At 69.2% G+C, this 20,743-nt stretch carries 18 protein-coding genes; 13 read left to right on the top strand and 5 right to left on the bottom strand.

What is annotated here, in order from left to right:
• Positions 1-21: 21 nt before the first annotated feature.
• Positions 22-1,188 carry a helix-turn-helix domain-containing protein gene (locus tag ACF8LI_RS13400; RefSeq protein WP_241150364.1) on the top strand — a complete coding sequence of 389 codons (1,167 nt, stop codon included), beginning with the start codon at positions 22-24 and terminating at the stop codon, positions 1,186-1,188.
• Positions 1,189-1,198: 10 nt separating this feature from the next.
• On the opposite strand, the gene ACF8LI_RS13395 is transcribed toward ACF8LI_RS13400, so the two are convergent.
• Entirely contained in the window at positions 1,199-2,116 is a 918-nt protein-coding gene (locus tag ACF8LI_RS13395) for a LysR substrate-binding domain-containing protein (RefSeq protein ID WP_392413023.1), read from the bottom strand.
• Between the two features lie 105 nt (positions 2,117-2,221).
• Here ACF8LI_RS13395 and eno point away from each other — a divergent pair, with 105 nt between their 5' ends.
• Positions 2,222-3,547: a phosphopyruvate hydratase gene (gene eno, locus ACF8LI_RS13390; protein WP_392413021.1), complete on the top strand. Its 1,326-nt coding sequence runs from the start codon at positions 2,222-2,224 to the stop codon at positions 3,545-3,547.
• Here eno and ACF8LI_RS13385 read toward each other — a convergent pair.
• Both ACF8LI_RS13385 and ACF8LI_RS13380 read right to left on the bottom strand, forming a co-directional pair.
• Positions 3,502-4,461 (bottom strand): class I SAM-dependent methyltransferase, encoded by a 960-nt coding sequence (locus ACF8LI_RS13385; RefSeq protein WP_047327656.1) that lies wholly within the window; start codon positions 4,459-4,461, stop codon positions 3,502-3,504. The genes eno and ACF8LI_RS13385 overlap by 46 nt on opposite strands.
• Positions 4,462-4,627: 166 nt before the next feature.
• The gene (locus ACF8LI_RS13380; RefSeq protein ID WP_013802728.1) at positions 4,628-4,942 is read right to left on the bottom strand and encodes a hypothetical protein; all 315 of its coding nucleotides are present in this window, start codon (positions 4,940-4,942) and stop codon (positions 4,628-4,630) included.
• Between the two features lie 163 nt (positions 4,943-5,105).
• Between ACF8LI_RS13380 and ACF8LI_RS13375 the strand changes: the two genes are divergently transcribed.
• From ACF8LI_RS13375 to ACF8LI_RS13355, 5 genes are all read left to right on the top strand, one after another.
• Positions 5,106-5,825, top strand: coding sequence for a methylated-DNA--[protein]-cysteine S-methyltransferase (locus ACF8LI_RS13375; RefSeq protein WP_392413018.1), 720 nt, complete (start codon positions 5,106-5,108; stop codon positions 5,823-5,825).
• A 137-nt stretch (positions 5,826-5,962) separates the two neighbouring features.
• A complete protein-coding gene (locus ACF8LI_RS13370; protein ID WP_160853373.1) occupies positions 5,963-6,754 on the top strand; it encodes an SDR family oxidoreductase in 792 nt (263 codons plus the stop codon).
• A gap of 118 nt (positions 6,755-6,872) precedes the next feature.
• Complete coding sequence (locus ACF8LI_RS13365; protein WP_016446794.1) at positions 6,873-7,295, top strand: PaaI family thioesterase; 423 nt, start codon at positions 6,873-6,875, stop codon at positions 7,293-7,295.
• Between the two features lie 98 nt (positions 7,296-7,393).
• On the top strand, positions 7,394-8,413 hold the full coding sequence (locus ACF8LI_RS13360) for an NADP-dependent oxidoreductase (protein WP_016452875.1): 1,020 nt from the start codon (positions 7,394-7,396) through the stop codon (positions 8,411-8,413).
• Between the two features lie 205 nt (positions 8,414-8,618).
• Positions 8,619-9,524, top strand: a complete 906-nt coding sequence (locus tag ACF8LI_RS13355; protein ID WP_017407325.1) for an SDR family oxidoreductase — start codon at positions 8,619-8,621, stop codon at positions 9,522-9,524.
• Between the two features lie 3 nt (positions 9,525-9,527).
• On the opposite strand, the gene ACF8LI_RS13350 is transcribed toward ACF8LI_RS13355, so the two are convergent.
• On the bottom strand, positions 9,528-10,226 hold the full coding sequence (locus ACF8LI_RS13350) for a DUF1566 domain-containing protein (protein ID WP_160853375.1): 699 nt from the start codon (positions 10,224-10,226) through the stop codon (positions 9,528-9,530).
• 183 nt (positions 10,227-10,409) lie between these two features.
• Between ACF8LI_RS13350 and ACF8LI_RS13345 the strand changes: the two genes are divergently transcribed.
• The 6 genes from ACF8LI_RS13345 (at position 10,410) to ACF8LI_RS13320 (ending at position 19,670) form a co-directional block, all read left to right on the top strand.
• Positions 10,410-11,651: a multidrug effflux MFS transporter gene (locus tag ACF8LI_RS13345; RefSeq protein ID WP_016446797.1), complete on the top strand. Its 1,242-nt coding sequence runs from the start codon at positions 10,410-10,412 to the stop codon at positions 11,649-11,651.
• The gene (locus ACF8LI_RS13340; protein WP_074922840.1) at positions 11,648-13,072 is read left to right on the top strand and encodes an MFS transporter; all 1,425 of its coding nucleotides are present in this window, start codon (positions 11,648-11,650) and stop codon (positions 13,070-13,072) included. The genes ACF8LI_RS13345 and ACF8LI_RS13340 overlap by 4 nt, the downstream gene beginning before the upstream one ends.
• A 166-nt stretch (positions 13,073-13,238) precedes the next feature.
• Positions 13,239-14,618 (top strand): efflux RND transporter periplasmic adaptor subunit, encoded by a 1,380-nt coding sequence (locus ACF8LI_RS13335; RefSeq protein WP_392413014.1) that lies wholly within the window; start codon positions 13,239-13,241, stop codon positions 14,616-14,618.
• Between the two features lie 18 nt (positions 14,619-14,636).
• Positions 14,637-17,825 carry an efflux RND transporter permease subunit gene (locus tag ACF8LI_RS13330; RefSeq protein ID WP_017407320.1) on the top strand — a complete coding sequence of 1,063 codons (3,189 nt, stop codon included), beginning with the start codon at positions 14,637-14,639 and terminating at the stop codon, positions 17,823-17,825.
• Positions 17,826-17,833: 8 nt separating this feature from the next.
• A complete protein-coding gene (locus ACF8LI_RS13325) occupies positions 17,834-19,291 on the top strand; it encodes an efflux transporter outer membrane subunit (protein ID WP_392413012.1) in 1,458 nt (485 codons plus the stop codon).
• Between the two features lie 49 nt (positions 19,292-19,340).
• Positions 19,341-19,670 carry an antibiotic biosynthesis monooxygenase gene (locus ACF8LI_RS13320; protein ID WP_016446802.1) on the top strand — a complete coding sequence of 110 codons (330 nt, stop codon included), beginning with the start codon at positions 19,341-19,343 and terminating at the stop codon, positions 19,668-19,670.
• Here ACF8LI_RS13320 and ACF8LI_RS13315 read toward each other — a convergent pair.
• The gene (locus ACF8LI_RS13315) at positions 19,655-20,737 is read right to left on the bottom strand and encodes a DUF72 domain-containing protein (protein ID WP_203399479.1); all 1,083 of its coding nucleotides are present in this window, start codon (positions 20,735-20,737) and stop codon (positions 19,655-19,657) included. The genes ACF8LI_RS13320 and ACF8LI_RS13315 overlap by 16 nt on opposite strands.
• Between the last annotated feature and the right edge of the window lie 6 nt (positions 20,738-20,743).

Genomic DNA, 20,743 nt, shown 5'->3' with positions numbered 1-20,743 from the left:
GCGGCAGTTTTGATGTCCGTCATGCAACAGCCGCCTCCCGCCCCACTGCCCTCCAACCCCTTCTATGCCTCGCGCCAGGACCGGGTGGCGCTGGCGCGCGAGCGCTATTTCGAGCGCGGCGAGCGCCCATCGGGCCTGGTGTCCGAGCCCGTGCTGCAGTCCTGGACGCGCTGCCTGGGCGCCAGCCGCAGCCCCGACGAGAAGATCAGCTTCGACCCGGTCAGCAAGATCCGCACGGCCACCTTGCTGACCCACAACCGCGCGCTGATCGAGGCGGCGCGCGACCCCATCGCCGAACTCGAAACCGTGATCGCGGGCAGCCAGGCGCGCGCCATGCTCACCTGCAGCGAGGGCGTGGTGCTGATCGCCTCGCGCCCCACGCCGGGCGACGGCCCGCTGCTGCTGACGGCCGCGCGCGTGGGCGTGAACATTGCCGAGGATGCCGTGGGCACGGGCGCACCCGGCGTGGCCGTGCGCACGGGCGAGGTCTGCCATGTGCGTGGCGGCGAGCATTTCTTTCGCTGCCTGGCCTCGCTGCACTGCGCGGCCGCGCCCGTGCGCGATGCCAGCGGGCGCACCGTGGCCATGCTGGACCTGAGCAGCGAGGCGGGCCCCTTTCGCTTCGACGCAGGCGCCATGGCCCACATGTACGCCACCTGCATCGAGAACCGGCTGCTGGTGGGCGCCGCCCGCATGCACCTGTTGCTGCGCTTCCAGTCCAGCCGCAGCATGTTCGGCACGCCGCTGGAAGGGCTGGCCGCCGTGGATGGCGAAGGCATGGTGCGGTGGTTCAACGGCGTGGGCGCCCAGTTGTTCGACTGCCCGCGCCGGCCCGCCGAGGGGCTGGCGGCAGAGGAAGTCTTCGGCCTGGGCCTGAACCAGTTGCTGGAGCTGGCCCACCACGGCCAGGCGCGCCCGCAGATGCTGCCCACGGGGCTGACGCTGTGGATGGAGGCGAGGCTGGATGAGGCATCTTCCCAGGTCGAAGAGGGGCTGCCGGCCATCGAGGCCCTGCCGCCGCCCGCCGAGGCGCCGTCCGAGGCACCGTCCTCCCTGGGCGAGGCCAGCCGCGAGCTGATCGAGCAGGCCCTGGCCCGCTGCCAGGGCAATATCTCGCAGGCCGCCCGCATGCTGGGCGTCTCGCGCGGGCTGCTGTACCGGCGCCTGCGCGAATGGGGCAGGGCTTAGGCCGTCCGGCCTATGCCGGCACGGCGGCCAGCGCGCCGCGCATCCATTCGATGAAGACCCCCGCCTGGGCCGGCAGCGCACGCCCTGCAGCGGGCACGGCGCGCAGGCCACCCTCGAAGGGCACGAAGCCATGGGGCGCCACCAGCAGCCCCTCCTGGAGCTCGCGTGCGATCAGCCGCTGCTCCACGAGGGCAACGCCCAGGCCCGACAGTGCTGCCTCTATGCACAGGTGGGTGTGCGGGAACGCCAGCGTCTCGCCCAGGGCCACGGGCTGGCCCGTGAGGGCTTCCCATTGGTTCCAGGCACTGGCCGTGTACTCATGTGCAATGCGCGCGCGGTTGGCGGGCCGGCGCCGGGCATAGGCCGGCGTGCACACGGCGCCGAAGTGCACGGGCGCCAGTTCGATGGCGCGGTGGCGGTCGGCCTCGCCGTAGGTGGACAGGTCCCAGGCAATGATCAGGTCGGCGCCCTCGTGGCGCATCTCGCGCGCCGAGGTCATGGACAGGCGGATGCGGATATGCGGGTGGCTGCGGTAGAACACCGCCAGCTGCGGCACCAGCCAGCGCATGGCAAAGGTGGCGCTGCAGGCTACATGCAGCCCCGGTGCCTGGGCGTCGCGCGCCAGCTGGGCATAGGCGGCCTCCAGATGGTCGAAGGCCGTGCGCACCGAGGCATGGAAGGCGGCGCCGGCCTCGGTCAGGCGCAGGCCCGTGCCTTCTTTCTCGAACAGCGCCGCGCCCGCGTGCTCCTGCAGCAGGCGCAGGTGGCGGCTGATGGCGCCGTGGCTGCGGCACAGTTCCTCGGCCGCGCGGGTCACCGAGCCGGTGCGGGCAATGGCCTCGAAGGCGCGCAGGGCGGCCAGCGGTGGCAGTTGTCTCATGGCAATCAATTCGTCAGAAAAGCTGACGCATAGGCAGAAAAACTGCATTGTCCCGCATCGCCGTGATTTCTAGCATGGAAGCCTGTGCATTGGAGTTGTGCGGGCTTGCCAGCTCCTTTGCACAGTTCAATTTCTTGACGAAAAGGAGTTTCCATGCAGATCACCGATATCGCGGCCCATGAGGCGCTGGACAGCCGGGGCCACCCCACCGTGGAGGTCGAGGTCGAACTGGAGGACGGCGCGCGCGGCCTGGCCCTGGTGCCGTCGGGCGCCTCCACGGGGCGGCATGAGGCGCTGGAGCGGCGCGACGGCGATGCCTCGCGCCACCTGGGCAAGGGCGTGCTGGGGGCGGTGCAGGCCGTCAACACCGAGCTGCGCGATCTGCTGCGCGGCATGCGGGCCGACGCCCAGGGCCGCATCGACACGGCCATGATGGCGCTGGACGGCACGCCCGGCAAAAGCCGGCTGGGCGCCAACGCGCTGCTGGGCGTGTCGCTGGCCGTGGCGCGCGCGGCGGCGGCCAGCCAGCGCATGCCGCTGTGGCGGCACATGGGCGGCGCCCAGGCGCGCGTGCTGCCCGTGCCCATGATCAATGTCATCAACGGCGGCGCCCATGCCGACAATCCGCTGGACTTCCAGGAGTTCATGCTGCTGCCGGTGGGGGCGGACAGCTTCGGTGAGGCGCTGCGCATGGGCGCCGAGGTCTTTCACACGCTGCGCCATGCGCTCAAGGCCGCAGGCCACAGCGTCAACGTGGGCGACGAGGGCGGCTTTGCGCCCGCCCTGCGCAGCGCGCCCGAGGCGCTGGACCACCTGATGGCCGCCATCGAGCGCGCCGGCCTGCGCCCCGGCAGGGACATCGCTCTGGCCCTGGACCCTGCGGCCAGCGAGTTCCATGGCGAGGACGGCTACCGCTACGCGGGCGAGGGCCTGGTGCGCAGCCGCCAGCAGCAGGTGGACTACCTGGCGCAACTGGTGGAGCACTACCCCATCGTCTCCATCGAGGACGGCATGGCCGAGGACGATATCGAGGGCTGGCAGGCCCTGGGCCGGCGCCTGGGCGGACGCTGCCAGCTGGTGGGCGACGATGTGTTCTGCACGAACCCCGGCCTGTTCGAGAGCGGCATTGCCCGGGGCGTGGGCAACGCCATCCTGGTCAAGATCAACCAGATCGGCACGCTGACCGAAACCTGGGACGTGCTGCGCCTGGCGCATGGCGCGGGCTATGGCGTGGTGATGTCGCACCGCTCGGGCGAGACCGAGGACACCAGCATTGCCGACCTGGCCGTGGCGGCCCAGTGCGCCATGATCAAGACCGGCTCGCTGTCGCGCGCCGACCGCACGGCCAAGTACAACCGGCTGCTGCGCATCGAGCGCGAACTGGGCCCGGCCGCCGTCTATGCGGGGCGCCGTGCGCTCAAGGGCCGGGCGGGTCAGGAAGCCGTGTCGGCCGCTGCGGGTGTTGCGGGCGCCCTGTAGACCAGCACCTTGAGGCTGCGCTCGGCATCGATGTCGGCGAAGGTGGCCGGGTTGGCCAGGCGCTCGACGAACTCCAGCTCGGGCGCCACTTCCTGCATCTGCGATGTCAGGAACTGCGTACCCATCTCCGGCGCGTTCAGGCACAGCAGCACATGGCCGCCTGGGCGCAGCAGGTCGGGCAGGCGGCGCATCAGGCGGGCATAGTCCTTGGTGGCGACGAAGCTGCCCTTCTGGTAGCTGGGCGGGTCCACCACGATCAGGTGGTACGGCCCGCCGCGCGTGATCTTGCCCCAGCTGCTGAAGATGTCGTGGGCCAGGAAGCTGGCGCCCGACAGATCGTTGAGCCGGTGGTTCTGCTGGCCCGTGGCCAGCGCGCCCTGGGCCATGTCCATGTTCATCACATGGCGCGCGCCGGCCTGCAGGGCCACCACCGAAAAGGCGCAGGTGTAGGCGAACAGGTTGAGCACCTTGATGCCATGGCGGTGCTCGGGATGGTTGGCCACATGCGCGTGCACCCAGCGCCGGCCTTCGGCCATGTCCAGGAACAGGCCGTGGTTCTGGCCGCGCAGCACCTGCACGCGGTAGCGCGTGCCGGCCTCGGTGACGATGTGCGGGTCTGGCACTTCGCCGGCCATGAGCCGGGTTTCGGCGGGCGCGGCGGGCTGGCGCAGCTGGTAGACCCAGTTCAGGGGCTGGCCCGGTGCCAGTTCGCTCCAGCGCAGTGACAGCGCCGTGCCGATGGCGGCCAGGGCGTCTTCGTCCAGCGGCTGGAAGCTGGTGAGCACCAGCACGGGCGGAAAGGCATCGAGCACCAGATGCTCGCAGCCCGGGTACAGGCCGCCACGGCCGTGGAAGATGCGTTGGGCGTCGGAGGGCAGGGCCATCCGGGCGATGGCGTCGAGCAGGGCTTGCATGGGAAGGGCTGTGTCTGGCAGGGGTGCCGGGCATGCCCGGTGGAACCGCTTGGAACCAGGCAGGGGCCGACGAAAAGGTCTGCCAGTGTATGCAGTTTGGGGCCCAGCCCAGGCAAACCCGGGCAAACCTGGTTTCAGGCCCCATTCAGCCGTGCTGCGGGCAGGCTCAATGCCGCCAGCCGCGCCGCACCTCGAAGAAACTGCATTCGCCGTCGCCCAGGCCCTGCATGCCGGCCTCGGTGGCGGCGCGCGCAGCCTTCATCCAGCGGGCGAAGGCGAGCTTGGCGTCGTCGCTGATTTCTTCAGGGGGCGTGTCTTCCAGGCCCTCTACCAGGTACAGGGTTTCACTGACCTGCTCGGCGCTGCCGAGCTGGCGTTCGAGCACGCGGGCATAGCGTGCCTCGGCCTTGTTGCGTTCCTGCTCGGGCAGGTTGGGGTAGTCACACAAGGTGACGGTGAAGGCGGCTTCTTGCATGTCCATGGTTCATGAGATGAGGATGATGACTGGCGAAATATACAGTAATAACTGGCTGCACATCCAGTATTTATCCAGTGTTTTTTTACAGTGTCGTGCCGGTGGGGTCGCTGCGGGCAGCGGCGGCAGCCATGCGGCCACAATCGCCTGCAAGGAGAAAACCACCGCCATGACGAACGAATCGACCACGGGCAGCCCGGCCTGGGACCCCGAAGCCACGGGCCATGCGCTGTTTGCCACGCGCTTGGGGCCCTGCGGCGTGGCCTGGGGCGACTGCGGCCTTGCGGCCTTTCAGTTGCCCGAGGTGGACGGCCCGGCTGCCACGCGCACGCGCATGCTGCGCGGCGTGCAATTGCGCAGGCCCGGCAGCTATGCGGCAGCGGTGCGCGCCGAGGACCTGCCGGCCGCCGTGGCGCAGGCCATCGCCGGCGTGCAGGTGCTCATGGCGGGCCATGGCGAATGGACCGTGGAGCCTTCCGCGCCCAGCGCGCAGCAGTTGCGTGACGGCCCGGTGCTGCCCGACCTGCGGGCACGGCGCATGCTGCCCGCAGGCCAGGCATTGCCGGATCTGGCCGAGCTGGCGCTGGACTGGCACGGCGTGTCGGAATTTCACCGCCGCGTCTACGAGCTGACGCGTGCCATCGCTCCCGGCCATACGCGCACCTATGGCGAGATCGCGCGCGAGTTGGGCGAGGTGGGCCTGTCGCGCGCCGTGGGACAGGCGCTGGGCCTCAACCCCTTCGCGCCCGTGATTCCCTGCCACCGCGTGCTGGCCGCCGGCGCCCAGCCGGGCGGCTTTTCGGGCGGCGCAGGTGCGCTGACCAAGCTGCGCATGCTGGAGATCGAGGGTGCGGCCTGGGGCGGCACGCGCTCGCTGTTCGGGGATTGACGGGCCGGACACGCATGTGACATGCGGCACGGCGGGGCGGCTTGCACAATCGCCGCTGCAGGCCGTCCCGGCAAGGGAGGGCCGCCCTCCATTCCACCCATGACCGGCACACAAGACCCGGCGCAGGAGACAGACGAATGACTCGCAATGTGCAGCAACTTTTCGACCTCACCGGCAAGACGGCCCTGGTGACCGGCGGCTCGCGCGGCCTGGGCCTGCAGATGGCCCATGCGTTGGGCGAGGCGGGCGCCAGGATCATGCTGAGTTCGCGCAAGGCCGCCGACCTGGAGGAAGCCGCCGCCGAGCTGCAGGCCGCAGGCATCGACGCCCGCTGGATTGCCGCCGACTGCGCCAACGAGGCCGACATCGAGCGCCTGGCCGCCGAGACCCTGGAGCGCCTGGGCCAGGTGGACATCCTCATCAACAACGCAGGCGCCAGCTGGGGCGCGCCGGCCGAGGAGCACCCAGTGGCCGCCTGGGACAAGGTGATGAACCTCAACGTGCGCGGCTACTTCCTGCTGAGCCAGCAGATCGCGCGGCGCAGCATGATCCCGCGCAAGACCGGGCGCATCATCAACCTGGCCTCCATCGCAGGCCTGGGCGGCAACCCGTTGGGCATGAAGACCATTGCCTACAACACCTCCAAGGGAGCCGTCATCAACTTCACGCGCGCGCTGGCCGGCGAGTGGGGCGTGCATGGCATCACCGTCAACGCCATCTGCCCGGGCTTTTTCAAGACCAAGATGGCCAGCGTGCTGATCGAGACCCTGGGCGAGGATGAAATGAAATCCCACGCCCCGCTGCGCCGCCTGGGCGACGACGAGGACCTCAAGGGCCTGACCCTGCTGTACGCCAGCGACGCGGGCAAGCACATCACGGGCCAGTGGGTGGCCGTGGACGGCGGCGTCAGCGCCCTGGTGGGCGGTTGAGCCGCAGCGGCGCTGCTGCCGAGGTGACAGTTTTTCCCGCAGATCGGGCCGCCGCGCGCCATGGTGCCTTCGGGCGCCCTTATGCTCGCCTGCATTGCGATCTGAACTGGAGAATTTCGTGCTGGATTTTGGCCACCCCATCCCCTTCGTCGACCACCTGGGTTTCACCCTGCACCGCATGGAGGACGGGGAGTCCGAACTGCGCTTCGAGGCGCGTCCCGAGCACCTGAACACCTTTGACGTGACCCACGGCGGCGCCACCATGACCCTGCTGGACGTGACCATGGCCGTGGCCGCACGCAGCCTGCAGCGCGACATGGGCTGCGTGACCATAGAGATGAAGACCAGCTTCATGCAGCCGGCGCGCGGCCCCCTGGTGGCCAAGGGCGTGGTGCTGCACCGCACGCGTTCCATGGCCTATACCGAGGCGCGCGTGTTCGATGCCTCGGGCCGGCTGTGCAGCCATGCGACCGGAACGTTCAAGTACATGCCGCGCGTGGCCAAGCCGGCCGCCGCCGAGACAACCCTCGCCACGGACTGATCCGCACGGCGAATTTGCCAGATACCCAATGCCACACGCCAGCCCCGGCAGCACCGGGAACTGGTTTCATTGTTTGTGATGCCACCGGAGGTTTTCCCATGCCCGTGAACCAGCAGATCCTGCTCGACAACCGCCCCGAGGGCGAAGCCGTGGAAAGCAATTTCCGCCTTGTCAGTACCGAGACCCCGGCGCTGGCCGAAGGCCAGGTGCTGGTGCGCCACCATTACCTGAGCCTGGACCCCTACATGCGCGGCCGCATGAATGACAGCAAGAGCTATGCCCAGCCCCAGCCGCTGGGCGAGGTCATGATCGGCGGCACCGTGGGCGAGGTGGTGGAAAGCCGCCATCCCAAGTTTGCCGTTGGCGACAAGGTCGTGGGCATGGGCGGCTGGCAGGAATACAGCGTGGTCGATGGCGATGCGCCCGGCATGCTGCGCAAGGTGGACACCACCCATGTGCCGCTGTCGCACTACCTGGGCGCCGTGGGCATGCCCGGCGTGACGGCCTGGTACGGCCTGGTCAAGATCATCGCCCCCAAGGCCGGCGAGACCGTGGTGGTCAGCGCCGCCACGGGCGCCGTGGGCAGCGCGTTCGCGGCCCTGGCCAAGGCACGCGGCTGCCGCGTGGTGGGCATTGCGGGCGGCCCCGAGAAGTGCCGCTACGCCACCGAGGAGCTGGGCTTCGATGCCTGCATCGACTACCGCGAGCACCCCGACACCAAGACCATGGCCAAGGCGCTCAAGGACGCCTGCCCGCAGGGCATCGACGGCTACTTCGAGAACGTGGGCGGCTACATCCTCGACGCCGTGCTGCTGCGCACCAACGCCTTTGCGCGGATCGCGCTGTGCGGAATGATCGCGGGCTACGACGGCAAGCCGCTGCCCATGACCAATCCCGCGCTCATCCTCGTCAACCGCATCCGCATCGAAGGCTTCATCGTCAGCGAGCACATGGAAGTCTGGCCCGAGGCGCTGCAGGAACTGGGCCGCCTGGTGGGCACCGGCAAGCTGCGCCCGCGCGAGAGCATTGCCGAAGGCATTGCTTCCGCACCCTCGGCCTTCCTGGGCTTGCTCAAGGGCAAGAACTTCGGAAAGCAGCTTGTGAAGCTCACCCCCTGAGTCGCTTCGCGCCTTCCCCCCGTGGCACGTCGCCTCTCTACTCGCTTCGCGAGGGAGGGGGACGACACCCTCGGTGCGGGGCGGCCCTTCCTCGGTGTCCCTGAGGCGGGCTCCGCCAGTGCCAGGAGGGAGGGCTGTGTACGGGCCAGGGTTAATTGCCAAATCCTTCCACAAGAACATCAGGACAAGACAAGGAGACAAGGGAATGATCAAGAACTTCAAGGGCAAGACGGCCGTGCTGACGGGCGCGGGCTCGGGCTTCGGCCTGGAGTGCGCGCGCATTGGCGCGAAGCTGGGCATGAACCTGGTGCTGGTCGATGTGCAGCAGGAGGCGCTGGACAAGGCTGCCGCCGAGTTCGAAGGGCAGGGCGTGCGTGTGCTGGCACGCCGCGTGGATGTGTCCGACGCAGCCCAGATGCAGGCCCTGGCCGACGAGGTGCGCCAGCAGTTCGGCGCGCCGCACTTCGTGTTCAACAACGCAGGCGTGGGCGCGGGCGGGCTGGTCTGGGAGAACACGCTGGAAGATTGGCAGTGGGTGCTGGGCGTCAACCTCTGGGGCGTGATCCACGGCGTGCGGCTGTTCACGCCCATGATGCTGGAGGCGGCCAAGGCCGATCCGTCCTTCGAGGGCCACATCGTCAACACGGCCAGCATGGCCGGGCTGCTGGCGCCTCCCAACATGGGCATCTACAACGTCAGCAAGCATGCCGTGGTCAGCCTGACCGAGACGCTGTACCAGGACCTGGCCCTGGTCTCCGACCAGATCAGCGCCAGCGTGCTGTGCCCCTTCTTCGTGCCTACGGGCATCAGCCACAGCGAGCGCAACCGGCCCAGCCATCTGGCCGCCCAGCCGCTGACGGCCAGCCAGAAGATCGGCCAGGCCATGAGCGAGAAGGCCGTGGGCTCGGGCAAGGTCACGGCCCCCGATGTGGCGCAGAAGGTTTTCGATGCTATTGCGGCCAACCAGTTCTACATCTACAGCCATCCGCAGGCCCTGGGCTCGGTCCAGACCCGCATGGAGGATGTGGTGCAGGGCCGCAACCCCACCGACCCGTTCGCGCACAAGCCCGAACTGGGCGCCAGCTTGAAGGCCTCGCTGCGCGCGGCCTGAGCGTCAGTCCTCTTCGTCCGGGTCCGGCCTGTGGGGGGCTGGCCTGGCGGGAGCCTCGGCCTTTTCATCGGGCGGCGCGGAGGGCAGGGGCCGCACCAGCCGCACCATGAGCTGGTTGCCGCGCCCCATGTCGGGCCGCGTCTCCAGGCTGTCGAGGTCAATCGCCCAGGCCTGCTGGGCCGACAGCTGCGTACCGGCGCTGCCCGAGATGTTGCTGTAGTTGTAGGGATTGACGGGCCGTGCGTTCACCGCTGCCGTGCCCGTCCAGTGCCAGCCGCGCGGCGCGCCCGGGAACAGCTCGGGCGACAGGCCTTGCGGCCGTATATCGCGCGAGATCAGCCGGCGCATCTCGTTGACGCGCGGCAGGCGCCAGCGCACGCCGTCCTGCTTGGCCCGCTCGGCGGCCAGGGCCTGCGCCTGCTTGTGCGTGAACAGCTCCGGCAGGCCCGCGCAGGTCTTGCCATTCCAGTGCATGCCTTCCACGCAGCGCGGCCACAGCAGGCGGGCGCGGCGGTCGATCACGTCGCGGCCGTCTTCGGACACTTCCAGCATGGCAGTGGCGCCGGCCTTGGCGTCACCGCGGGCCTGCGGCGGCGCCGCATGGGCCGGGCCCTGCATGCACGCGCCCAGCAGCAGGGCGGCAAGCAGGGGCCTTGGCAATGCGTTGAGGGTCGGCAGGAAGAGGGGCGTGGATGAGTGCATGGGGTGTCTATGCTGCTGTGTTGGCAATCTCGTATCCGAGCGTAACAGGGTTGCGGCCCCGCAAACTTGTGCCACGGCAAGCCGGCAGCGCCGCACGCGCCGGCCTGCCTGCCCAGGAAATGTGAGCACCGCCCTGCAGCCCGCAGCGCTTGCCGCCACAATGGCGCGTCTATGTCTGCGTCTATGCCTTCTCCCTCTTCGTCTCCCGCTTCCCCTGATTCCCACACGCTGCGCCTGGTGCTGATCCTGGGCCTGCTCTCGGCCATCGGTCCGTTTGCCATCGACATGTACCTGCCCGCGCTGCCCCAGATCGGCAGCAGCCTGGGTGCCCAGGTGGGCGCGGTGCAGGCCAGCCTGACGGCCTTCTTTCTTTCGCTGGGCGTGGGCCAGCTGCTGTACGGGCCGGTCTCGGACATGGTGGGGCGCAAGCCGCCGCTGTACTTCGGCCTGACCGTGTTCGCGCTGGCCAGCGTGGGCTGCGCCATGGCCACCAGCATCGAGACGCTGGTGGTGCTGCGCTTCATCCAGGGCCTGGGCGCGGCCGCCGGCATGGCCGTGCCGCGCGCCGTGGTGCGCGACCTGCACACCGGCCATGCGGCGGCCCGCATGATGTCGCTGCTGATGCTGGTGTTCAGCGTCTCTCCCATCCTGGCGCCGCTGGCCGGCAGCGGCGTGATCGCCGTGAGCAGCTGGCGCGGCGTGTTCTGGGCCGTGGCCGTGGCGGCCGTGATCGGCCTGGCGGCCGTGTTCATGGGCCTGAAGGAAACGCGCGGGGCCGCCGCGCGGCTGGACAGCAGCGTGGCCGGCGCACTGCGCGCCTACGGCGTGCTGCTGCGCGACTGGCATTACCTGGGCCTGGTCTTCATCGGCGGCTGCGCCATGGCGGGCTTTTTCGTCTACCTGGCTGGCTCTCCCTTTGTGCTGATCAACTACTACGGGCTCAGCTCCACCCAGTACAGCCTGGCCTTCGGGCTCAACGCCATCGCCTTCATCGGCGCGGCGCAGTTCACGGGCTGGCTGGGCCAGCGTTTCGGCCTGGTGCGCGTGGTCAAGGTGGCGGCCACCGGCTCGGGCCTGGTGATGCTGTCGCTGCTGTCGTACTACCTGCTGGGCGGTGAGCGGCTGGCCGTGCTGATCGGCCTGTACTTCGTGGCCAGCGCGCTGATGGGGCTGGTGATTCCGACGACCTCGGTGCTGGCGCTGGAGGAGCACGGCGCCATCGCCGGCACGGCCTCGGCGCTGCTGGGCACGCTGCAGATGCTGTCGGGTGCGGCGGCCATGCAGATCGTGGGCCTGTTCTCCACGGGCAAGCCCCTGCCCATGGTGGTGGGCATGGCCACGGGCGCGCTGATCGGCGTGGCGCTGGCCTGGATCACGCTGGGCGGCGCACGTGCCCACCGCGTGGGTGCAAAGGGCCATTCATGAGCCTGGCACCCGCGGCAGAGGCTGCGCCTGTCCACGATGGACTTCCGTCAGGCCCTCGCGGCCAGGCGATGCTGGTCATCATCCTGGGGCTGACGCTGTCGGTGCTGGACAGCACCCTGGTCAATCTGGCACTGCCTGCCATGGCGCGCGAGCTGCAGGCCAGCTCGGCCCATACGCTGTGGGTGGTCAATTCCTACCAGCTTGCCAGCCTGGTGCTGCTGCTGCCGCTGGCGGCCCTGGGCGAACGCCTGGGCTACCGCCGCGTGTATCTGGTGGGCATGCTGGTGTTCTCCCTGGCCTCGCTGGCAGCCATGCTGGCCACATCGCTGCCCACGCTGGTGGCGGCGCGGGCGCTGCAGGGCCTGGGCGCTGCGGGCGTGATGAGCGTCAACGCCGCCCTGGTGCGGCTGATCTATCCGCGTGCCTTGCTGGGCCGGGGCATGGCCGTCAATTCGCTGGTGGTGGCCACGGCATCCATGGCCGGGCCTTCGGTGGCGGCGGCCATTTTGTCGGTGGCCAGCTGGCCCTGGCTGTTTGCGGCCAACCTGCCGCTGGGCCTGTTCACGCTGTGGCTGGGACGCCGGGCGCTGCCGGCCAATGCGGTGCCGGCACACGCGGGCGCGCGGCTGTCGCCGCTGGATGTGCTGCTCAACATCCTCATGTTCAGCCTGATCTTCCTGGGCGGCGAGCAGTTGGGCATGCGCGCCGGCGGTGCCCAGTCGTCCCTGCCTTCGGGCTGGTGGCTGCTGGGCGCGGGCCTGCTGGTGGGGCTGTGGTATGTGCGCCGCCAGTGGCGCCTGCCTGCGCCGCTGCTGCCGGTGGACCTGCTGCGCATTCCGGTGTTCGCGCTGTCCATGTGCGGATCGGTCAGCGCCTTCTGCGCGCAGATGCTGGCCTACCTGGCCCTGCCTTTCCTGCTGCTGGAGTCGCACGGCATGTCGCCCATCGAGGCCGGGCTGCTGATCACGGCCTGGCCGCTGGCCACGGTGATGACGGCTCCCATTGCGGGCCGGCTCATCGGCCGCTATGCGGACGGGCTGCTGGGCGGCATCGGCATGGCCATGTTCGCCTGCGGCCTGTGGGCGCTGGCGGCCATGCCCGATGCGCCCTCGACCCTGGACATGGTCTGGCGCATGCTGCTGGCGGGCAGCGGCTTTGCGCTGTACCAGTCGCCCAACAACCACACCATCGTGACCTCGGCGCCGCTGGCACGCAGCGGCGCGGCCGGCGGCATGCTGAGCTCGGCGCGGCTCACGGGACAGACGCTGGGGGCCGTGGTGCTGGCCACCATCTTCACCGTCTCGGGCGGGCATGGTGGCCATGCCGAAATCGTGGCCCTGGCCGTGGCGGGCTGCTTTGCGGCCATGGCGGGCGTGTTCAGCATGCTGCGCGTGCGCACGGCGCCCGCCGCCAGGCACTGAACAGACCGGCAAATGGCATTGAACTTGCATGTGTCGGCGCGCTCCGACACCTGCATCATCCTGGATGGTCTTGCCGCGAGACTGCGGTGGCATGCCATCCACTTTACAAACAAGAAATATGGGCACTGCACAATCGTGCGATGCCCCCAACGACTTCGCTGTTCCTATGAATTTTGACGTGCCTCTTTCGCCGAGTACGCGCCTTGCGGCGCCTTTCGATTCCCAGCCCGGCGCAGGGCACGCACAACCTTCTGCCTCGCTTGCACGCAGCAAGCGCCCCGGTGCTGCCGTGCTGTGCGCGCTGGCACTGGCCGCCAGCCTGGCCGCCTGCTCCAGGCAGGATGCAGCGCCCGCCGCCGCAGCCAAGGCTGCGCCCGAGGTGGGCGTGGTCACGCTGCAAAAGCAGAGCCAGCAGTTGGAGGCCACGCTGCCGGGCCGCACACGCGCCTCGCTGACCGCCGAGGTGCGGCCCCAGGTCTCGGGCATCGTGCAAAAGCGCCTGTTCACCGAAGGCGCCCTGGTGCGCCAGGGCCAGCAGCTCTACCAGATCGACGCGGCCTCGCTGCGCGCCACCGAGGCCAGCGCCCAGGCGGCCCTGGCCAAGGCCGAGGCCAGCGCCCGCACGCTGGAGGCCACGGCGCGGCGCAACGCCGAACTGGTCAAGATCGATGCCATCAGCCAGCAGGCCTTCGAGGAAAGCCAGGCCGCTGCCGCCCAGTCGCGCTCTGACGTGGCCGTGGCCAAGGCCAATCTGGAGACCGCGCGCATCAACCTCAAGTACAGCCGCATCGAGGCGCCCATCGGCGGGCGCATCAGCCTGTCCACGGTGACGCCGGGCGCGCTGGTGACGGCCAACCAGACGGAGGCGCTGACCTCCATCGTGCAGCTGGACCCCATGTATGTGGACTTCACCCAGTCCACCAGCGAGCTGCTGCAGCTCAAGCGCGACTGGGATGCCGGGCGCTTCCAGAAGGTGGAGGGCGACAAGGTCGCCGTGCGTATCCGCCTGGACGATGGCACGGAATACGGCCACCAGGGCAAGCTGCAGTTTGCCGGCGTGATCGTCAATGCCACCACGGGCAGCGTCACGCTGCGCGCCGTGGTGCCCAACCCGCAGGGCCTGCTCATGCCCGGCATGTATGTGCAGGCGCTGCTGCCCACGGGCCTGGCGCCCGAGGCGCTGCTGGTGCCCCAGCAGTCGGTGACGCGCGACCTGACCGGCAAGGCCAGCGTGCTGGTGGCCAAGGCCGACGACGTGATCGAGCGCAGGCCCGTGAACATCGACCGCGCCGTGGGCAATATGTGGCTGCTGCAGGACGGCCTGTCGGCCGGCGAGCGCGTGGTGGTCGATGGCTTCCAGCGCATCAAGCCCGGCGACAAGGTGCGCGCCGTGGAGGTGGACCTGCGCGCCAAGACCCAGGCCCGCAAGGGCAAGCCCGCTGATGGCCCGGCAGCGGCGGCCGCGCCTGGCGCTGCCGACAAGGCTTCCGCGGCCGCTGAACCAGCTCCTGCACCCGCAGCGGCTCCGGCCCCTGCGGCCCGGTAAGCCGCAGGAACCCGTCACATGGCTCAGTTCTTCATCAACCGGCCCATCTTCGCGTGGGTCATCGCCATCGTCATCATGCTGGGCGGCGCGCTGTCCATCTTCACGCTGCCGCTGGAGCAATACCCCGACATCGCGCCGCCGCGCGTGACCATCGGCGCGCAGTACACGGGCGCCTCGGCCGAGACGGTCGAGAACTCGGTGACCCAGATCATCGAGCAGCAGCTCAAGGGCATCGACAACATGCTCTACATGAGCTCCACGTCCGACGCCTCGGGCCGCGCGCGCACCACGCTGACCTTTGCGCCGGGCACCAACATCGACGTGGCCCAGGTACAGGTGCAAAACAAGCTGCAGTCCGCCGTGAACCGCCTGCCCGACGCCGTCAAGAGCCGGGGCGTGTTCGTGAACAAGGGCGGCCAGGACTTCCTGGTCACCTACAGCTTCTTCTCCAAGGACCCGGCCATGACCGCGGTCGACATCGGCGACTACCTGACCAGCAACCTGGTCGACGTGATCGGCCGGCTGGACGGCGTGGGCGATGTCAACGTCTTCGGCACCAACTATGCGATGCGCATCTGGATGGACCCGGCCAAGATGGAGAAGTACGCGCTGATGCCGTCGGACCTGGTCAATGCGCTGAACTCGCAGAACGCCCAGGTCTCGGCCGGCCAGCTGGGCGCGCTGCCTGCCGTGGCGGACCAGCAGCTGAACGCCACCATCACGGCGCGCACCAAGCTCAAGACGGTGGAGCAGTTCGAGGACATCGTCCTGAAGTCGTCCGTGGACGGCTCGGTGGTGCTCATGAAGGACGTGGCCCGCGTGGAGCTGGGCGCCGACAACCTGACCATCAAGGCCAAGCTCAACGGCCTGCCGGGCGCGGGCATGGGCATCGTGCTGGCCGATGGCGCCAACGCCATGAACGTGGCCGACACCATCGCCGCCAAGCTGGCCGAGCTCAAGCCCTTCTTTCCCAACGAGATCGACTACTTCGTCAGCTCGGACTCCACGCCCTTCGTGCGCGCCTCCATCAAGGAAGTGGTCAGCGCGCTGGGGGAGGCCATGATCCTCGTGGTCATCGTGATGTTCATCTTCCTGCAGAACTTCCGCGCCACGATGATCCCCGCCATCGCCGTGCCCGTGGTGCTGCTGGGCACCTTCGGCGTGCTGTCGCTGGCCGGGTACTCGATCAATACGCTGACCATGTTCGCCATGGTGCTGGCCATCGGCCTGCTGGTGGACGATGCCATTGTCGTGGTGGAGAACGTCGAGCGCGTGATGCACGAGACGGGCATGTCGCCCAAGCAGGCCACGCGCCAGTCCATGCGCGAGATCACGCCGGCCCTGGTGGGCATCGGCGTGACGCTGTCGGCCGTGTTCGTGCCCATGGCCTTCTTCGGCGGCTCCACGGGCGTGATCTACCGGCAGTTCTCCATCACCATCGTCGCGGCCATGGCGCTGTCGGTGTTCGTGGCGCTGACGCTCACGCCGGCGCTGTGCGCCACGCTGCTCAAGCCGCCCGCAGCGGGCGGGGCAGGGCATGACCGCCCGATCCGCAGCGGCATCCTGGGGGTGAACGACCGGTTCTTCCGCTGGTTCAACCACCATTTCGACGCCACGGCCGCGCGCTACCAGGGCACGGTGGCGTACTCGCTGCGCCGCGCCAAGCGCATGATGCTGATCTTCCTGGCCGTCTGCGGCGTGGTCTGGCTGCTGATGGCGCGCCTGCCCACGTCCTTCCTGCCCGACGAGGACCAGGGCTTTGTCTTCGTCAACATCAACCTGCCCTCGGGCGCGGCCGACACGCGGCTGCAGGGCGTGCTCGACGAGGTGCGCGACTACTTTGCCAGGCAGCCCGACGTGCTGAGCTTCTACCAGGTCTCTGGCCTGAACGGCGACCAGGCCTCGGCACGCGCCTTCGTGCGGCTGAAGACCTGGGAGGAGCGCCCGCTGCCGGGCCAGTCGGCCTCCGAGATCGCGCACCGGGCGACCCGGGAGCTGGCCTCCATCCGCGATGCGCGCGTGCTGGTCATGCTGCCGCCGGCCGTGCGCGGCCTGGGCTCCAGCTCGGGCTTCAACTTCATGATCAAGGACATGAACGGCCTGGGCCACCAAGCGCTGCTGCAGGCCAAGGAAAAATTCCTGACCGAGGCCCGCAAGCGCCCCGAGCTCACCAATCTGCGCATGACCAACCTGGAGGACGCCAGCGAGCTGCGCCTGGACATCGACGACCGCAAGGCCGCTGCGCTCGGCCTGTCGTACACCGACATCAACAGCGTGCTGTCCAGCGCCATGGGCGGCACCTATGTCAACGACTTCCTGAACAACGAGCGCGTCAAGCGCGTCTACATCCAGGGCGATGCGCCGCACCGCATGCTGCCCCAGGACATCGCCAAATGGACGGTGCGCAACGGCAAGGGCGAGATGGTGCCGTTCAGCGCCTTCTCCAGCAGCTACTGGGCCTACGGTTCGCCCCAGCTCATGCGCTACAACGGCAACCCGGCCTACGAAATGGAAGGCCGCGCCGCGCCGGGCGTCAGCTCGGGCACGGCCATGCAGATCGTCGAGGACATCCTGCGCACGCTGCCGGCCGGCATAGGCTACGAGTGGACGGGGGCCTCGCTGCAGGAGCGCCAGTCGGGCGCGCAGGCGCCGTTGCTGTACGCCATCTCCATCCTCTTCGTGTTCCTGTGCCTGGCGGCGCTGTACGAGAGCTGGACCGTGCCGCTGTCCGTGATGCTGGCCGTGCCGCTGGGCGTGGTGGGCGCGCTGGCCGCCACCTATACGCGCGGGCTGACCAATGACGTGTACTTCCAGGTGGGCCTGCTGACCACGGTGGGCCTGGCATCCAAGAACGCCATCCTGATCGTGGAATTTGCCGTGCAGCTGCAGGAGCAGGGCAAGAGCATCTTCGACGCCGTGGTCTCGGCCGTGCGCCTGCGCCTGCGGCCCATTTTGATGACCTCGCTGGCCTTCGGCTTCGGCGTCATTCCGCTGGCCATCGGCACGGGTGCCGGCGCGGGCGGGCGCAATGCCATCGGCACGGCCGTGCTCGGCGGCATGCTGGCCTCCACGGTGCTGGGCATCTTCCTGGTGCCGGTGTTCTTCCTGCTGATCCGCAGCTGGTTCAAGAGCCACTCGCGCACGGATGAAGAAAGCCCGCAGCAGGCAACCGACTCACCCCATACCACCAAGGAGAGCGCAGCATGAGGCGCCGAATGCACCGTTCCACCCTCGCCGCTGCGGCCGCGCTGGCGGCCCTGCTGTCCGGCTGCAATCTTGCGCCGCAGCACCGCACGCCGGACATGCCCGTGCCCGACACGGTGGGCAGCACCGCAGCCAATCCGGCACAGGCCGACGAGGCCAGCCTGCAGGCGGCCGCCGCGCTGGACTGGGTGCAGTCCCGGCAGCTGCGCGAGGTCATTGCGCTGGCCCTGGCCAACAACCGCGACCTGCGCGTGGCGGTGGAGAACATCGAGCGCGCGCGTGCCCAGTACGGCATCACGCGCGCCGACCTGCTGCCCAGCGTCAACGCCCAGGCCCAGGCCAGCCGTGCGCGCACGGCCGCCGGCATGACCAGCGCCACGCAATCGGCATCGGTCAGCACCCAGTACACGGCCCAGCTGGGCTTTGCCAGCTACGAGATCGACCTCTGGGGCCGCGTGCGCAACCTCAGCGAGGCCGCGCTGCAGCAGTTCCTGCAAAGCGAGCAGAACCGGCGCAATGTGCAGATCGGCCTGGTGGCCGACGTGGCCAACGCCTGGCTCACGCTGGCCGCCGACCAGGCCCGCCTGCAGCTGGCACGCGACACCCTGGCCAGCCGCGAGAAGGCCTACGAGCTGACGCGGCGCATGCATGAGATAGGTTCGACCTCGGGCCTGGTGCTGGCCCAGAACCAGACCACGGTGGACACGGCGCGCGGCGACGTGGCCAGCTTCACCTCCCAGGTGGAGCGTGACCGCAACGCCCTGCAGTTGCTGGTGGGCGGTCCGCTGCCCGACAGCCTGCTGCCCGGCGCCGCCACGCTGCGCGCCGGCGCCCAGCCTGCGGCGGCGCTGCAGCCCGTGCCTGCACCGCTGCCCTCCAGCGTGCTGCTGGTGCGCCCCGATATCCAGGCCGCCGAGAACAACCTGCGCGCCATGGAGGCCAACATCGGCGCCGCCCGCGCAGCCATGTTCCCCACCATCAGCCTCACGGCCAGCGTGGGATCGGGCAGCCGCGAGCTCGATGGCCTCTTTGGCGGCAGCAGCAGCACCTGGAGCTTCATCCCCCTGGTGCGCCTGCCCATCTTCGACGGTGGCCGCAACCGTGCGGGCGTGCAGGTGGCCGAGGCCAACCAGCGCATCGCCATCGCCCAGTACGAGAAGGCCGTGCAGACGGCCTTCCGCGAGACCGCCGACGTGCTGGCCGACCGCGCGCAGTGGGACGAGCGCCTGGCCGCCCAGACCAGCATGGTCGCGGCCACGCAGAAGGCCTTCGACCTGTCGGAGGCACGCTTCAAGGCCGGCGTGGACAACTACCTCACCGTGCTGGATGCGCAGCGCAGCCTCTACACGGCCCAGCAGACCCTGATCGGCCTGCGCCTGTCCGAGCAGCTCAACCGCGTCACGCTGTGGAAGGTGCTGGGCGGCGAGCAGGTGCAGGCGCCGTCCGCCTCTGAGCCGGCGAATTCCTGAGCGCGGGCGGTGTATTCTGCGGGCCCGCAGAACTTGCCGCCCGACCACGATGAGCCCCTTTGCCAACACCCCCGAGCCGCCTTACTACGCCGTCATCTTCTCGTCGCGCAGAACGCCGGACGACGATGATGGCTACGGCCTCATGGCCCAGCGCATGGTGGACCTGGCCGCGCAGCAGCAGGGTTTCCTGGGTGCGGAAAGCACGCGCGGCGAGGACGGTTTCGGCATCACCGTGTCCTACTGGTCCACGGCCGAATCCATCGCGCGCTGGAAGCAGGATGCCGAGCACCTGGTCGCCCAGCAACTGGGCAAGGACGCCTGGTACGAGCACTATGAATTGCGCGTGGCCCGCGTGGAGCGCGCCTACGGCAAGCGCTGAACCCGGGCCGCCTCCGCCTGGACCACGGCCTCGGCCAGCAGCGCGATGGAGCGCGGCGCGCAGCCTTCGGCATCGTTGCTCACCGTCACGAAGGCGGGCAGCCCGCGGCTGGTGATGCCATCGATGGTCTTGGCGAGGATGGCGCGCGTGTGCGCATCGGGCGTGCGGATCTCGTCGAAGGGGTCGTGCTTCTTTTGCGCATCGGGATAGCCGTAGGCACCGAACTCGCGGTTCAGGTTCCAGCGGCAGACCAGCGGGGTGGGCCACAGCCCGCGCAGAAAAACCAGTTGCTCCTCGATGGGGGGCATCTTGCCGTGCAGTCCCAGGCAGAAGGTGGCGCCACTGGCGCGCAGGGTGTCGGCCAACTGCGGCGTCAGCAGCTCCGGGTCGCGCACCTCCACCGCCACGATGATCTGCGCGCCCAGCGGATGGGCGGCCAGCGCCGCGCGCACCGCCTCCAGCATGGCCTGCAGCCGCGCCAGCAGTTCGGTGGGGCGGCTGAGCAGGCCCCAGGTCATCGGGCTGAGCTGGAACACCAGCACGCCCAGCCGCTCGCCCAGCCCTTCGAGCGTGGGCTCGACGAAGCTGGTGACGGCCAGATCGGGTTGAAGGAACACCGGGTTCAGCGACATGCCCTTGCCGTCCTCGTCACGCACCTGCGCGTCGGTAACCACGGATGGGCACTTGACCACGAAGCGGAAATCGGCCGGCACCTGGCCCGCGAAGGCCAGGTACTGGCTGGCCGTCAACGGCCTCCAGAAGCTGCGGTCCACGCAGACCGTTCGCATCAACGGATGCCGGCCATAGGCCTCCAGTCCCTTCTTGGCCAGCACGCTTTTGTCATAGGCGCCATCCCAGATCAAGCCTTCCCAGCCCGGGTAGGACCAGGTGGAGACCCCGATGCGCAGGCCCTGCGCAAGCTGGTCCGCCAGCGCCTGCCATTGCAGGGCCTGGGGCGCCAGCTGCACGGCGCCGGCGGCCTTGCGCGGTGCCGGTGTGCGGCCGGCAGGCGCAGGCGGCGGGGCAGGGGCCGATGGTGGGGGAGAACCGAACAGATCGTCTTGCATTCGAAG

It is taken from the genome of Delftia sp. WSY_12 (genome assembly GCF_043104645.1).
Taxonomy (GTDB): Bacteria; Pseudomonadota; Gammaproteobacteria; order Burkholderiales; family Burkholderiaceae_C; genus Comamonas; species Comamonas tsuruhatensis.
The sequence above is the reverse complement of the archived record's forward strand: the minus strand, read 5'-3'. Positions and strand labels throughout refer to the sequence as shown.